This is a genomic window from Marinoscillum sp. 108, from assembly GCF_902506655.1.
Taxonomy (GTDB): Bacteria; Bacteroidota; Bacteroidia; order Cytophagales; family Cyclobacteriaceae; genus Marinoscillum; species Marinoscillum luteum.
On sequence record NZ_LR734808.1, the window covers coordinates 1,909,643 to 1,925,385 of the forward strand.

A 15,743-nucleotide genomic window follows, 5' to 3' on the forward strand; every position below is an offset into this window, starting at 1 on the left:
TTCTAGAGATTTCCCTAAAGGGCAGTGATTTTTAATATTTAACTATTTTCTCGGTCTTGACAAGCTCCTCAGCCCGATAGATTTTGAGGAAGTAAGCGCCACTTTCAAGAGTCTCTCCAAACCGAATGGACTTTTGGTGAGTAGGTATATTGCCTTTCTGTAGTAGTCTACCTGACAGATCTACCAACTCATAGCTCAGGTCTTTCGTATCGGAAGTAATCTCCAATAAAATAGATTCCTGGAATGGATTTGGGTAAAGTCTGACAGTGGAATTAATGACATCCAATACTTCTGTAGTATTGGTCATCAACCTTAATGGTGACCCAACTGTACCGTGGGAAGCATCCGCTCTAAATTCCAGTGTGCGTCCATCCTCAGGAGCATAAAGGCGCCCAAACGAATCTTCGAAACTCAAGGCTCCGCTCGGCTGCTCTCCAAACACCGTGATGAATAACAGTTGCTGCTGCCCTATATACTTAGGATAGGCATACCCTACGAGTTCGGTCTCATCGTATACCATCATCTGGTTGCCTTCGTCAAAATTCATATTGGCCGTGGCCACGATTGACATATTGCTTGGGTACTGATCAAAGCTCATGCCTACTGAATGCATATCACTTTCCGAAACGGGCTCTGGCGCCAATCGTGCAGTTAATGGCACACTCGGATAAGTGAATGTGGTCTGAGTGGAAGACTTCAGCATGAATCCGTTGCCCTTAGTCAGGTGAGTGAGTGACCCGATCCATCCTATCATAGGCCCCTCATAAACTGCAAACCCACGCTGGCTTTTGATCTCATCACCTACACTAGCCGTATAATTAGACAATGCGGTATTGATCTCAAGAGTTCTTTGAGAGATATAGCTGATCCAGTTCCAACCCTCCTTCACCTGAATGACCTCAGACTCAGGGTTTATTTCTGCTCCACTAAATTCAAGTACACTTGCATTGGCCAGTTTGAACTTGTACATAGTATTGTTTCGAATCCCGCCACTGTTGCTAATGGTACCAATCCATCCATTCGCCTCATCATACTGATCAAAAGCCCCCTGAGTCTTCACCATGTCACCGGTGGAAGCAGTGATATTGGCGAGGAAATTATTCACATTGGCCATTTGGGCAGAATTTGTATTAAACGAAAGCCACTGCCAACCCCTTACCAAATCCTGTCTTACCTGTACAAGGCCTGTGGTTTCTATCACTACGGGAGATGATGCACTTCCCAAGCGTGTCTCCGAGACAAATGCTACGGCAGGATCAACCTTGGTGTAAACTATTCCATCTGAAGCATCCCATATTCTCAGTTCCACATTCTCATTGCTTACTCGGTTTGAGTAAATATTGAGGAAGACAAAATACTGATCATAAGCTTCTACATACCTGAGTGTGGCCACTCCCCTACATACATTGTCAACAAAAGCAGCTACCTGATCATCTCCATCCTGTGAGAATTTACCATTTACCTTCACCTTACCCACCAAACTCATAGAGTATTCGTACTCAGCGGGGTCTACTTCCCAAGTATCCGGTGCCGGTTGGTAGACATTCAAATTAACCATTAATCGTTCATCGTATCCATAGTCCGTAGTGAGGTAGATATCCTGAGAATAATCACCCAGGTTAATTCCTTCATCTACCGATAAAGTAATCTCTTTGGTCGTCAACGGACTCAGAGTCCCTGATGAAGGAGAAACAGTGAGCCAATCAGGCACATTCGTAATTCTGAAGTTCTCTACTGACCCACCGATATTAGAAACTGAAGCTTTAAAGGTGAGTGTGGAGCCTAATTCCAAATCAAAAGACTTGTCATTGTCCACCCAAAGCACGCTGTTCTTATTGTAGTAAGCCGTCCAACTGGCTGGGCTGTTCATGACGTTACCATTGAGATCACGAATGTTTTTAACTGTGATATCGAGAATAACACCTTCCAGCAGACTATCAGGATCGGTAGGAGAAAGTATAATCTTATCACCATTGGCGGAATAAGAGAAGTTCACATAACTAACAGGCCTTGGCAGGTTGATGGTTGGCGTATTTTCAACTTCCCCACCAGTACCCTGCAGGGCAATCACATCATCTACCTTGGCACCCGCTACTTCGTTGTCCAGAGAGACACTCTTCACAAGAACTCCCGAGTCATCTACGAAAGTCTCAAAAGGGAAATAAGTGACCAGAGAACCTTCCGCACCTGACAATTTATACATCCGCTGCAGCTCCACTTGCTCAGCTGTCTTGGCCTTAGACCATACTCTGATGTCATCAAAAGCGCCTTCAAAATACTGATCGGTCTGCTCCACTGCTCCATCGAACCACCCACGTGCTCCAATCCATACTTTTGAACCACCAAAACCTATCCAGTTTTGATCATCAATAGAGGCGATCTGAGCGCCATCAATGTATACATTGGGGCTCGTGATGCGATTGACTGAAAGCGCAAAATGGTGCCAGGTGTTGTCCATATAGCTCACAGAGCCTACCTGATGTTTCTCTCCATTGTTTGAAATGAGGAGTTTACCTGAGGCATCAGTACCAATCGCCCAGCCCACGCTGTTGGCATCTCTTGCATCTCCTATGCCCGTGCTCAAAAGCGTCACACTATCAGTAGTGGCAGCACGCTTAAACCAGAACTCTATGGTGAAATCATTCTCTGCCGTAAAGGCAAGGGATTTACTGGTAAGGTAGCTGTCAGCACCCAGGTCATAAGCAAATCCTATTGGTTCTATGGACCAATTACCAGAGATGAGTGCATTCTTAAACCTAATGTGATCATTGGCCTGACTACCTTCGGCTTCTTCCATCCTCCAGTTACCAATCAATCCAAACTCATTTCGCTCAAGACGCTTGGTAGCGATGATACTCACCTTACTTTCTGACAGAGCTCTGTTCCAGATGCGCAGTTCATGCACTTTGGCATCCAGAGGTTTGGTTTTGTCATATTTCGCTTGAGCCACATAGACCTTGCCTTCATCGGTATAGTCTGCACCAAAGTCATTATTTATGTCATCACCGTCAGTATCTCCATTCAGTGTAATGGAGGCTGTACCGTTCTTATGGTCGTAGACCAATGCGTAGTGTCTCCAGTTTTGATCGGTGATAGAAGCCGTAGATACTTCAATCTTATTGGCTAGTTTAAAATAAACCTTGTCATTCGCCGTAAAACCAATTTCCAGGGCATCACTTGAAGCGTTACCCTGGGACAGGATGATCTGCTCACCAAGGGATTTACGAGCCAAATAGAAATCCACTGTAAACGACTTTCTCTTAAGGTCTATACCTGCCGGGATTTCCATATAATGATTGGCATCACCAGCAAAGTGCATACTGGCACTATGCCTGACTTCTCCTCCATTCAGCACGCCTTTGATTTCAAAGTTAGTAGGCCGAAGCAACCCACTATTAATAGGCTCATTGAACTGAATCATGATCTGCTCACCAGGAGACAAAATTCCGTCACTCGGCTGTGGAGCTCCAAAAGGATGAGGGTTTACCCTATCGATCAAACCACTGAATATCTCAGATTCACCAAAGACCACAGACCCGGAAGCTGCCACATCACATTTAGTTACAGCGCGTAAATCGTAGGATCCGTCGTTGATGTCTTTAAGAAACCAATCGTATTCAATCACAGGATTGTTTCTTGGAATCTGAATAGCATTGGGATCATTAAGACCTGTGGTATCGCGATAGAATGTCTCCAAAACAGACCATGTGGACTGTGCAGACTGCTTGTACTCCAAGTTGACACTGCGGAATCCACTGTAGTTGATATTAAACCCACCAATCATTACCGTAAGGGTATCCATAAGGTTGGAATTCACCACCCAGTTATCCTTAGGAGTAAGTATCTCCGGAGTGGTACACTGGGGTAAGAAATACGCAGAAATAGATACAGTATCCCCTATCAACTTGTAAACACCGGTAGGGTCGTATTGACAACTACTGGACAGGATGACCTGTACATTGGGATAATCGTATTCAAATGGCCCTTTCTCTATTTCAAGAATCTTCTGAATGGCTGATCCACCCGGAACAAGTATCTCACGGCCCTTACTCAGGTTGGTTCCATCCATAGTGATTTTCAACCCATTAGGGTTTGAAGACTCCACCACCGACAAGGAGTAATACATAGTCTGGGTGTTCTCGCTATCGTTAAACAATGTCAAGGTATAGTTGGCCTTCTCATCAGCCGGAACATTATACATGATAGGCACATCCACTTCTATTCGAGGCTTGTCCTGCTGAAATGTGCGGGCACTGATCTGAGTGCCAGGCTGATAATATTTCGTTTTCACCTCGTCTTCATGAGGGCAGGTAGTCACACCACCATCTGCAATCTGAAATACGGGGCCATTTTTAAGGGTAGATTCATGCACTTTCACATTAAAGTAATCCGTGGGGCTCTCATCTGAAATCGTATAGGAAAATGTAGTACTGTTCTCCTCACTATCAGACTCTACTCCACCCTGTTCCAGGTTTACTGAAGTTTTCATATCCAGTTCCATACTCACCCCAAATAGTGAGAAGTCCAGCGAAGTACCGGCGCTGATGGATTCAGCAAACTCATATTCGAATGAAGTAGTGGAAGTCTCAGATGAGGTCTGTTCAAATGTCAATGCAGAACCTCCACTGTAACTAATATTTCTCACCGGACGATTGGCCTGAACAAGCTCAACCTTTTCCTTCTCATTAAGCTCGAGTTGTTTCTCCCAAAGCTTAATTTGCTGATTCAGCCATCTCACAGAATCCAGTTCCTCATCATCTACCCTGGTGAATGTATAGCTAGGACCTGAAAGATCCTCTGGCTCAGTGATAGAAGGCGTTGCTGTACTTGGGTTCGGAAATACAGGGTCGTCATTATTCTTCCCGAAATTAGGATCTGCACCATCCAACGCACTCACATATTTACTGTTATTTAAAAGCACATTGTTACGGAGCATTTTGAGGTTAGGTACTAAAGTACCTTCGATGTGGAGGGCGGTATAGGCAAACAAGGTGGCCTCTCCTGTTGGGTTCATGAATGTCGCCAAATAAGATCCGAGTTTATACTCTGTGCCATCTTTTGCCGTAATTACTGATCCCGTACAGCTCACATTTGGTGTGCCGCAGTCCGAAACCGGAACAAGTGACAAGGTTTGCGAAACTCCAAATCTTACGTTCTCGGACTTACCGACAAATAAATCAAAATCAGGGCCGGTATAATCTTCAGAGGTTTGAAAAGCCTCTGTGGCCGTATAGGTGGTCACACGCTCTCCTGTGTTGCTCAACTTGTAGCTTACATCCAAACCAGTGGTAGCATCTGCTTCAGATTCATTGATGGTTCCTGCGCCAAAACCTACCCAGGTCGTCACAGATACCCCAATCCCCAACTCAAGGTTCACCGACTGCCCCGCAGAGGAAGTGAATGAAGAAGTTTTGCTTACCGACTTACCCTGCTCAAGCATGGTAAAACTGCCGTCCCCAGGTGGGTCTCTTAACACAAAATCTACTACATCTGGTCCCTGGGTAACAAAACTGGTACCAGCAATAGGTGCAGATCCAAGAATGTATCCATTCTGAACAATGTTAACATCTGAGCCTCCTGGCCAATACACCGGTTCATTTCCTTTGGTTTTCACGGTCACCTGAATGGACTTGGTGAAACTCTGCGAATCGAAAGAAGCATTGTTATTAAACTCTGGGTTAGCCGTTTTGAAAGTATAAGTGGTATCACCATCTGCATCAGATAAAGTGATTGCCTCCAAAGTACCAGGCGATGCGCTGACCGGGCTATAGTAAGCTACATCATCATCGCTATCTCTATAATATCCTTTTCCCCAATAGTTGAACAATTCGAGCGCTGCATCTGAAACCGGCACAGTATCTTTCACCACAGGGCCAAGATCATTCCGCTCGTATATTTCACTGACTTCAATGCGCAAGCTATAATCCTTAGATTGAATAAGCACCGGATAAGGCATACCTGCCCTTACATCTATAGTGTCTTTGGTATTATCCTTATTGGTATGAACGTAAAACTCCTCACCTTCAAATTCCTGATCTACCTCTTCTGAACCATCGTAAACACCCACCTGAGGCTCTGAACGGTAGATGAAATTATTGATGGAGTGGTAGGCTGCAGAATCTACTACCCACTCATCTGAACCATTGAGTGTAGAGTCAATGACATACTTTTCTGTGTCGGCCGCTCTAAGATCAATGGTCAAATCCTCCGCCAGGATGGCCTGCTCAAAATATAAGGTTGCACTGTTATTGGATGCAATGTGAATACCTCTTTGCAAGCCAGAACCATCTGATTTATTAGGGTTATATACTGTGTACTTCAATGGAGGCACATCTACCTCATATTCTCCTGTGTTAGCATCTGGGGTGACGGTCGCCTCTATAGGTTTGCCTGTAGCTTCTTCTAGTTTGAAGAGCGAAGCCCCGATGTTATTAACAGATTTTCCAAAGCCAACTGGCTTTTCTCCTTCCACTTTACCTCCCACTACACGACCTCTCACTTTTCTGGTAGTGAGGTCATAAATCAGCACATTCGATACGGGAGCCTGAAAATCATATTTGGCCGTAGAGGTGGGCCAGTTTCCTTCATTGTTGAAGGTATGAAAGGCTTTCTGGGCCTGGATGCTATGTAGACCAATAGGCACCTGAATATTAAAGTATCCATTGACATCACTTTCTACAAATCCACTTCCATTCTGGACGTATGTCTCACCATCTATCAGAAAGCGCACCCCTTCGGCCCCCACAGTGTTATCACCAAATTGATAACGAACATATCCGGTAACCTGAAAGGAACTAATGTCTTTAAAGTCAATCTGATTTTGCACAGAAACACCTTCGCCAATGAACAACACCTTTTGGGAAGGGGTAAATTCGTGAACCGCGCCTCCAAGCGTTATTTTAGGGGTGACTGTAAAATTCTCCCCTGTTCCTGAATAGGAAATACCCGTGACAGTGTAGTTACCATTGGCGTCCGTGAATCCCGCCATGCCGAGCTGTCGGCCATCGGGCACATCCACAGACCATGTGGCTCCAGATATATTTCCATCGTTCACGTGATACACTCCCCCTGTGTTTGACAAATCAAAAGCATAGGGACCTACGCCTTCATTGAATCGCCAATAAGCGGCCAGTCCTGCTTTATTAGGCTTGATCAACCTTCCGTAATCTTTTAATATGGTCAGGCTATCCTGAGAAACCGTATGTAACCGGGTCTCGTCAATAATACCAGAGAAATAATTGGTTTTTGTGGCGTTCGTTCCGATGAATACATTATTGGTATTTGCAGTGAGGTCATATGAATGACTTCCTTTGTAATATTCTTTACCATTGACATAGACGATAAGCTCGGCTTCATCAAAAGTCACCGTAACATTCTTGAACTGGTTAGCCTCGAAGACCGTGTCCACTGTAACATTCACAGTCCCTATGTCCACTTTGAGAGCTTCACCACTTTGGGTCAACTTGATGGTCCCATTCTTATGAAGGATTGTTCTGTCCGAAACAGCCACCTGATCAGGCTTTAACCACATAGAGACAGTAATGGCTCCCTCAAAATTCAAAAATGTGGTGTATGGAACCTCCATATAATCGTTCACACCATCAAAATCGAGGGCTGACCCTGAGTTTCCCTCCTCCCGCTCTACTACTACCTTCACATTCGGAACAGCAACACCACCCTGGTAAGAAATATTACCATTTACTACCCCACTCGGACTTCTGAAGCCAATAGAGTATCCCACTCCTCGTCCAGACAAATCCGCTGGAAGGTTAGGGTAACTATTGATCGTGGTAATATCAAAGCTTTTGATTTCACCATCTCCGCAATCACCCGTAGCCACAATGAAATACTCATAAAGCACCCCGGCATCCGCCCTGTCATCATTGAACTGGCGCAAATCACTATCCACTATAGATACCAACTCAGGAACTACTGCATCTCCCAACTCTCTTGAGTAAATCTTAAATCTATCAGCAAATGAATGGTTGGAGTTCATATTGATCCCCCATTTCAGAGAAATTCGATCTGAGTAATATCCTTTGGAAGTAACGAGCGCACTAGGATATAGAATATCATAAATCGTGGTTTCAACCACTATGTCATGCGAAGCAGCGCTTCCTGATCCGTCTACGGCAATTACCCCTGTGGCATTACATGGATTATAAGCGTATACCCTATAAGTATAAGGCTGACAGTTATCTATACGTTTGTCTGTATAGGTTCTGACAGCTCCCGTCTGGTTCATTTCCGTCTCGTTGGAGACGTATTTGTATTCTACCAAATTGGTCCCATCTGAATTGGTTCGGGTAATGATGAAGCCCGTTTCATCAGCAGAGTTATCAGTCCACGTGACCCTTACACCCTTACCTCCATCTACACTCACTTCCTGCACAGAAGAACCTGTTGGTGCTGCCGGATCTACAGGTGACAGACCGTATTCCGAGTCTGATGAAGAACCGTAGGTTCCACAATCCTCATTGTATGAGCTGATTTTATAGTAATATCGAGTGCCTTTGGTGATGCCAGTATGCTGATATTTCCTCTTGGCTCCCGCCAGCTCCACCAGATCAGTAAATGTTGAATTATTGGTACTCACCTGAATCTTAAACTTGGATGGATTCACCTGATACCATTCCCAAGTGATGTCTATTTGGGCATCGCAACGATCCTGAGTGGCTTCTATGCCCGAAGGAGGATCAATGCCTCGTTCCAATAAAATCCCAGCATTTGTGTTGGCTGACTCGGCACCTACTTTAATCACGCAACGATATTGGTTGCCAAACATTGTGCTCTCGACCTCAGCTATATTCAGGGTGGCACTGGTGGCACCAGCCATATTGGAAAAAGAGCTACCATTATTGGTGCTTACTTGCCACTGGTACTGGAAAGTGGCATTGGAAGTCCCGCTGATGTTCGCATTGGTAGAAAATATCGCCGGATCACCGCAGTTGGCCTTGACATTCGTAGGATGCTCGGTGATGTTAATATTATTAGTTGTCTGTCGTACATTCAAGACCGCACTGGTAGCATTGTATCCACAACTGTAAGCATACCCTGTAGGTGAATTGCCAACATTCTGATCAGTGATGGTAAACCAAAGCTCTCCATCATAATCAGACTGCCATGACTTGGTATTACCAGTTTGTTTCCACTTCTCCTGATAAATAGAACCACCAAGCGAAGAATAGAGCGCCATATGCGAACTAAATGATGTGCTGGATTTATCAAAAAGGTAGACGGCTCCCTTCACCACCGTAATCGACTCTACATCACCAGTGTTAATGGTGTGAGCGCTGGTAGTGAGGCTTGGAGTACCCAAATCAACATTGGCATTATTCTGAGGGCAGATCTGGGCATGAGAAAAAAGCACGCAGCCCATTGAGGCGAGAAACAAGTAAATTTTATTCACTTTATATAGCATTGATTGGTTAGCATTAGTCGAATCATTGACAGAGTAAAGTAATCCTATTTTAGACCTAAGAGCCATTATTTTCGTTGAAGCCCACCTAATTGCCGACGAAAAAGTCAAAAACCAAGCAATCGATTCCCCTCCTGCTCATGGATAATACTATTTACTCGTGCTGACAACTCCGGGAGCAAGTTCACAACACTAAGATTGTCCAATCACTTCCATATATTTGCCCGGTCTATGAGTCAATTAAAAGAGTTTGTTCAGGTATTTCAGAGAGAGCTAATTGATGATAAAATCGATGAGAATACCGATTACAAAAATCACAGCTCCTGGTCATCTTTGGTCTCGCTGATCATCATCACCGAGGTTGAAAAATCTTTTGGAGTCCTGATAGAAGTGGAGCACCTTCGGAACAATACAACCTTATCCGACCTGTATGAGCAATGCATGCCACTGACAAAACAATGACAGCCTCTGGTCGTCTTCACTCTGGTAATACAACAAGATGAAAATCACCGGAATAAGCACACAAATACCCCGTTTAGTAGCCTACAATCACGATATTGACTGGATTCCCCCTTCACTGAGACAACGCCTCATCGAGGTAATCGGAATAGACAAACGACATATTGCATCAGCGCACCATAAGCTTTCCGACTTTGCAGTGATGGCGGCTGAAGACGTCCTCTCAGGTTCTGGAGTCAATCGCCAGGATGTCGGAATCATCTTACTCATCACCCAAACCGGCGATCAACAAGTACCTAATACCGTTATAGATGTCCAGACAAAACTAGGACTGACAAATGACACCCTTTCATTGGAACTGAACATGGGCTGCTCAGGATTTGTCCATGGCCTGCATATTATGGAAAGGCTCCTAAGTAGGGATTCCCGGAATCATGGCCTGCTTATTTGTGGAGATCTGTCATCAAGACTGATTCATGACAAAGATTCCGGTACGGTTCCTCTGTTTTCAGATGGCGTATCTGCTACTTTGGTGACTAAACAGCACAACGTGGAGTGGGATTTTAAAATTGGGAATAATGGAAGCAATCGAGAGGCAATCTCAATGCGACCCATAGACAATTCAGTTAGAGCCTTTGAAGGTTCGGGTTATTTAAAGTTAGATGGCCATCAAATCCTGAATTTCGGTCTGAAATCAGTGGTTCCTGGAATTCAACTATTTCAGAATGAGGCAAGTACCTCCATTGATTATTATTTCTTCCATCAGGCCAGCAAAATCATCAACGATTCCATTCGAAACAAACTCAACATCCCATCAGATAAATGTCCCATGACTTTGGATCGATTTGGTAATATGAGTTCTGCCACCATCCCCATCACCATGAGTACTATCTCCTGTCTGCAGGAGAAAGAAAACCGGATCATGCTCTGTGGTTTTGGTACCGGACTATCATGGGGCACTGCAGTGGTCAACCTCCCCTCGATTGATTATTTTAGTATCTGTGAAATCTGACCTACATATACAGCGACCAGACCTGGTGATCCCCACCTACAATTCAACTGAATTTATTGCCCACAGCCTACGTCAGGTATTGAAACATAGAGAAATTTTCTCAAAAATCATTGTGGTAAATGATGCCAGCACCGATGCCACACTCAGCGCTTTGGAGTCTTTTAAACCAAATATTGAAATTATCAGCACCCCAACTAATCAGGGACAGCACCACGCCACGATAGAAGGATTGAAGGTGACCTCATCGCCCTATGTATTTACCCTGGACGATGATTTACCGGTGCGTCTTGTGGATTTACCCTACTTATTGCAGCATGCTATCAGGGAGGAGGCAGACCTGATTTATGCAAGCTACAGAGGGGGTGGTCTGGTTCCCAAAATCGGATCATGGGTCGTGAGTAAGATCATGTCCTTGAAATACCGCACCAAGGTCACCGGCTCTTCTACAAGACTCATTCACAGGCGCACTTTGAATCGGTGCTTCGAAGCTGGTTTCTCACATTTTCTGGACCATGATTTACTTGCTCACGCCTCCATCTGTGAGTTTGTACCGTTGGTACATCAAAAAAGCCAACACCCATCTCGCTATTCATTTACCCAAAGAATTGCACTTTTCAACCAGATGCTGCAAAACAGATGAAGATATCAGGGGAAATGGTCGAATTAAGGAGATTGCGCATAAATGACCTGGAGATGGTCCGCCGTTGGAGAACGAGTGATGCTATCCGGTCACGAATGGAGTATCAGGGAGAAATCACTCCTGAAATGCAACATAACTGGTTCAGTACGATAAACAATAGTGTCAACTATTTCTTCATCATACATGTCCACGATCAAGCCATTGGGCTTATTCAGCTTCAAAATATAAATTTCGAAGATTCGGTAGCTGAAAGTGGACTCTTCATAGGCGAACCTTCTTTCTGGGGCTCACCTGCTCCCTTTGCCGCCTCATTACCTTTGCTAGATTTTGGGATCAATCTGATGGGCATCCGTGAGATTTCAGCTAAAGTGTCTGCCGTGAATCAGCAGGCCATTGATTATAACAAGCACCTCGGCTTTACGATAGATCATTCCTTAGGTGGAGGTTTTTTGAAAATGAGCATCTCCAAAAGCCGTTTTGACAAGGCCATTCACAATCAAAAGGCCTTTGATCGTTTCAAAAACACCTATACCCTCTTGGGATTTGATCAACCTGGGGTTTCCCAGGGTATCTTTATCCGACAATCTCTCTCACCATCTGTCTAGAGCAAAATTTTGCGCAAAAGCAATTTAGTATTCATCCAAATAAAGAGTGATGGATTGAGTCCCCAGCGAACGAGCCTGATAGGGAGCCAGTCCCTGCCATAGGGGAAACTGCTCACATCAAAATGTGGCCAGAGTGCGGGCTTTACATTGTTAAAAAACTCCCTCCTGTTATGCCAATAATAATCTGGCTGACGAGGCGGCATCACCTCCATACCCAGGTGAAAGGTAAGCCGTGCATGGTCATAAAATGCCAGGCGATTTGCAAAAGCGAAAAGGTTGTGCGCAAGAGCTACCCCAATAAAGGGAATTCCGACACAAATATGCCCTAGAATGAGTTGTTCAGCAATGGCCTTGGAGAACACAAAGCAGTCGAATCCCGGATGCTTTTTACCCTTTAATAAATACATTTCCGACACCTCCTTATTGGCATATCCCCACGGTATTCTCCGCCTGTTGATAATCACCGCATCATTCCCCTTACGAATCTGCTCGCTCACGAAATCATAAAACGAAGGCTGTAGTGCAATATCCATATTGGTATAAATGTAGTAGTCCCCATTGAGTTTTACAGCCTCAGCCAGGATATCTGCTATCAACGGATAACGCCTCTTTGGATTAAAATCGCCAAAATCCAACACCGATCGGGATAGATTGGGGAGTTCGGTCATATATTTGGGGAGAGGGCTCACATCTTCAGAATATCGGGTCGCACAAACCCTCACTTTCAGATGCCCTGTACCGTGAGTCAGGGCATTGGCAATACTCTGAAATGTCACCTCCTGAATGCGCTGTTGATCAGTGCTTTGGCTGTCGAAGGGATTGAGTATATGGATAAGGCTAAGAGACATTAAGAACAAATGATATGAATACCACACGCATCACTGCCCTAAATTACACAACGCGTGAATACTTCAAACAAATTTATAAACACCGACATATCATAAGGTCGCTGGTAAGACGTGACCTGAAAATCAAATATTCCCAATCCGTACTTGGCTGGACTTGGGCATTCATACAGCCCTTAACAGCACTGATCATCTATTCCATTTTCTTCAGATATGTCTTCGACTTTCAGTTTGACAAATACCCTTACGCACTTTATGTACTCTCCGGTATTCTTCCCTGGCACATGTTTAGCCAAAACCTGCACCAATCCTCCGGAGTACTACTCAGTGAGCAAGAGTTAATTAGAAAAATCGCCTTCCCTAAGTTCATTTTATTGCTAGCGAAAAGCTTCGTGAGCCTCATAGAATTAGGCTTTGGCCTGGTCCTTCTACTTACTTACCTGGCCATCCAATCAGGAATCACCTGGAACATCCTTTTACTTCCTTGTATCGTACTCATAAACCTACTGATCAGCATGATTATCCCAATTTGGATTAGTCAGCTTTCGGTAAAAAAAAGGGATCTGCTGCACCTCGTCCCATATCTGGTTAATTTTGGAATTTGGCTAACTCCTATTTTCTACACCATCGAAAACACGCCCAAATTGCTCTCCACAATCATCTATGCCAATCCTATGACTGGCATAACCATGACCTATCGGTGGGTACTATTCGGAGATCCTTTCCCTCTGGAGGCTCTTATTTCGCCCACCTTATGTATTGGTGTACTGTTGCTCCCCGGGATTGTTTTGTTTAAGAATTTTGATAAAAAAATAGTAGATCACATCTAATGTTGGAGGTAAACCATTTATCTAAGTCTTACAACCGTTCGGAAGTATTGAATAACGTCAGCTTCAAGCTACTGTCAGGAGATATTGTGGGCATCCTTGGTGAAAATGGTTCCGGTAAGTCAACTTTGTTAAAAATCATATCAGGTATTGTGGCACCTACTGCTGGAGATGTCCGCTACGTGGGTCAGCTTTCCAGCCTACTGGAAATAGGCAGTGGCATACAACCAGACCTCACCGGGGAGGAAAATTACTACCTCAAAGGAGAACTTCTTGGACTCAGTCGTCCAGACCTAAAGAACAGAATCGGTGAGCTCAACCAATTTACGGAGCTCGCTCCCTGGATGAACCACCCGGTAAAACACTATAGCGATGGTATGTATATGCGACTGGCATTCGGGATAGCCCTCACCCTGGAAGCAGATATCTACCTCTTTGATGAGATCCTGGCCGTAGGCGATACCAAATTTCAGCAGAAATGCTTCGAAACAATCATCAACCTCTCCCAGAAAGGAAAAATCATCGTGCTGGTGAGCCACAACATCACAGAGCTGGAACGATACTGTAACAGATTCATTTGGCTCAAGAAAGGGGAAGTGAGAGAACAGTCTGATAGCCCTCAGGTTTTGGACAGGTACCTCAGAGATCAACTCATGGGGAGCGACCCAAACAAGATACTGCCATGGCAGCACGCAAGTCTGGCCTTTAGCCAGCTGAGCATCACCAATGAACAAGGGGAGCAAAGGCTTACAAACACCAATGAGATCTGGTTCGCAGCAGAATTTCAAATACTGAAACCCCTCTCAGTTTTCAACGTGACCATGCACATACAGGACCATTCGGGCTTGCCTATTTTTTCTATATCCACAAGCACATCCGCAGGTTGGATACACGAAAAAAAACCACAGAACGTAAAATTGAGCACATTCGTCGAATCAGGTTTCCTTAATGCCGGTACATATACCGTATCTTTCTACATCCAAATAGAAAGCCGTGTATTTCAGCTCAGAAATCTCTTTTTTCTGGGTGTGTCTCAATCAGAATCAGATACGCAATCACATCTATTCAGTGGGAAAATCAGAACGAATTTTCAATGGAAGCAGCTATAAAACCGCCAGTATTTTTAAATGCAGACATCCAACACTCCTTTGAGGAATCAGGCTTTGTGAAGCTTCCACTATTGGAGGATCAGGAGGTGCAGCACCTGGTCAAATTTGCTGATGAAGTACTTCATCAGCCAAGACCAGTGATCGGATTTGCCGAAAAGCTGAGCTATTACATTTCCATTTTTGATAATAACGCTGACCACAAGCTAACCGTCAATAACCTGATCGGTCAACTGGTACAGTCTAAACTGAGTAATATTCTGGTGGACTATGAGACCTTCTACAGCAACTTCATGATCAAATACCCCAACAATGGTTTTCTGGAATGCCATCAGGATTTCAATCTGGTAGATGAATCGATCTACACAGCTTTCAATCTATGGTGTCCACTCATTGATACCCATGAGCAAAATGGTGGCCTTTCATTCATTCCGGGAAGTCACAAAATCACCAACCTCTACAGGGGCCCCAACATGCCCTTTTCATTCACTACCTATAATGATCAGCTGATCAAAAAAGGGATTCCACTCCCAGTAAAGGCAGGTGAATGCGTGATTTTTGACCATAAGACTATCCATTTTTCCACGCCCAATCAAAGTAACCAAATACGCTATGCCGTACAGTCCGTGCTAAAGCCTATGGAGGCCGAATCATTACTCTACCTGTATGACTCCCACCGTGAACAGGCTATTGCTAAGAAGATCACAACCCAGTTCACAATTGAATCCGGATTTTGGTCTGAAAAGACCGCCGAATTACCTACGCTGCATACCCGACCCTACGCCAACCCTCAACTTCAGGATGATGTACAAGCACTAATACGAGGCTAAA

General features: G+C 44.5%; 9 protein-coding genes. 7 read left to right on the forward strand and 2 right to left on the reverse strand.

Features of this window, described 5'->3' with window-relative positions; translation table 11 throughout:
• Positions 1 to 31: 31 nt before the first annotated feature.
• Positions 32 to 9,409 (reverse strand): LamG-like jellyroll fold domain-containing protein, encoded by a 9,378-nt coding sequence (locus GV030_RS07915; RefSeq protein ID WP_159581527.1) that lies wholly within the window; start codon positions 9,407 to 9,409, stop codon positions 32 to 34.
• 240 nt (positions 9,410 to 9,649) lie between these two features.
• Here GV030_RS07915 and GV030_RS07920 point away from each other — a divergent pair, with 240 nt between their 5' ends.
• Genes GV030_RS07920 through GV030_RS07935 form a run of 4 tightly spaced genes read left to right on the forward strand, consistent with a single transcriptional unit; the run spans position 9,650 to position 12,134 of the window.
• Entirely contained in the window at positions 9,650 to 9,880 is a 231-nt protein-coding gene (locus GV030_RS07920; RefSeq protein ID WP_159581529.1) for a hypothetical protein, read from the forward strand.
• Between the two features lie 37 nt (positions 9,881 to 9,917).
• Entirely contained in the window at positions 9,918 to 10,889 is a 972-nt protein-coding gene (locus tag GV030_RS07925; RefSeq protein WP_159581531.1) for a ketoacyl-ACP synthase III, read from the forward strand.
• The gene (locus GV030_RS07930; protein ID WP_221413300.1) at positions 10,861 to 11,529 is read left to right on the forward strand and encodes a glycosyltransferase family 2 protein; all 669 of its coding nucleotides are present in this window, start codon (positions 10,861 to 10,863) and stop codon (positions 11,527 to 11,529) included. Before GV030_RS07925 ends, GV030_RS07930 begins: the two co-directional genes overlap by 29 nt.
• Positions 11,526 to 12,134: a GNAT family N-acetyltransferase gene (locus GV030_RS07935; RefSeq protein ID WP_159581535.1), complete on the forward strand. Its 609-nt coding sequence runs from the start codon at positions 11,526 to 11,528 to the stop codon at positions 12,132 to 12,134. Before GV030_RS07930 ends, GV030_RS07935 begins: the two co-directional genes overlap by 4 nt.
• On the opposite strand, the gene GV030_RS07940 is transcribed toward GV030_RS07935, so the two are convergent.
• The gene (locus GV030_RS07940) at positions 12,131 to 12,982 is read right to left on the reverse strand and encodes a hypothetical protein (RefSeq protein WP_159581537.1); all 852 of its coding nucleotides are present in this window, start codon (positions 12,980 to 12,982) and stop codon (positions 12,131 to 12,133) included. The two genes, GV030_RS07935 and GV030_RS07940, sit on opposite strands and share 4 nt — an antisense overlap.
• A gap of 14 nt (positions 12,983 to 12,996) precedes the next feature.
• Here GV030_RS07940 and GV030_RS07945 point away from each other — a divergent pair, with 14 nt between their 5' ends.
• From GV030_RS07945 to GV030_RS07955, 3 genes are read left to right on the forward strand one after another with little or no spacing between them, the layout of a single operon-like run.
• Complete coding sequence (locus GV030_RS07945) at positions 12,997 to 13,809, forward strand: ABC transporter permease (RefSeq protein ID WP_159581539.1); 813 nt, start codon at positions 12,997 to 12,999, stop codon at positions 13,807 to 13,809.
• Complete coding sequence (locus GV030_RS07950; protein WP_159581541.1) at positions 13,809 to 14,915, forward strand: ABC transporter ATP-binding protein; 1,107 nt, start codon at positions 13,809 to 13,811, stop codon at positions 14,913 to 14,915. The genes GV030_RS07945 and GV030_RS07950 overlap by 1 nt, the downstream gene beginning before the upstream one ends.
• Complete coding sequence (locus tag GV030_RS07955; RefSeq protein ID WP_159581543.1) at positions 14,900 to 15,742, forward strand: phytanoyl-CoA dioxygenase family protein; 843 nt, start codon at positions 14,900 to 14,902, stop codon at positions 15,740 to 15,742. Before GV030_RS07950 ends, GV030_RS07955 begins: the two co-directional genes overlap by 16 nt.
• Position 15,743: the final 1 nt, after the last annotated feature.

Excerpts from the sequence above, each read along its gene's own strand:
- GV030_RS07920 (WP_159581529.1), top strand. The coding sequence starts at position 9,650 with ATGAGTCAATTAAAAGAGTTTGTTCAGGTATTTCAGAGAGAGCTAATT.
- GV030_RS07925 (WP_159581531.1), top strand. The coding sequence starts at position 9,918 with ATGAAAATCACCGGAATAAGCACACAAATACCCCGTTTAGTAGCCTAC.
- GV030_RS07935 (WP_159581535.1), top strand. The coding sequence starts at position 11,526 with ATGAAGATATCAGGGGAAATGGTCGAATTAAGGAGATTGCGCATAAAT.
- GV030_RS07940 (WP_159581537.1), bottom strand. The coding sequence starts at position 12,982 with ATGTCTCTTAGCCTTATCCATATACTCAATCCCTTCGACAGCCAAAGC.
- GV030_RS07945 (WP_159581539.1), top strand. The coding sequence starts at position 12,997 with ATGAATACCACACGCATCACTGCCCTAAATTACACAACGCGTGAATAC.
- GV030_RS07950 (WP_159581541.1), top strand. The coding sequence starts at position 13,809 with ATGTTGGAGGTAAACCATTTATCTAAGTCTTACAACCGTTCGGAAGTA.
- GV030_RS07955 (WP_159581543.1), top strand. The coding sequence starts at position 14,900 with ATGGAAGCAGCTATAAAACCGCCAGTATTTTTAAATGCAGACATCCAA.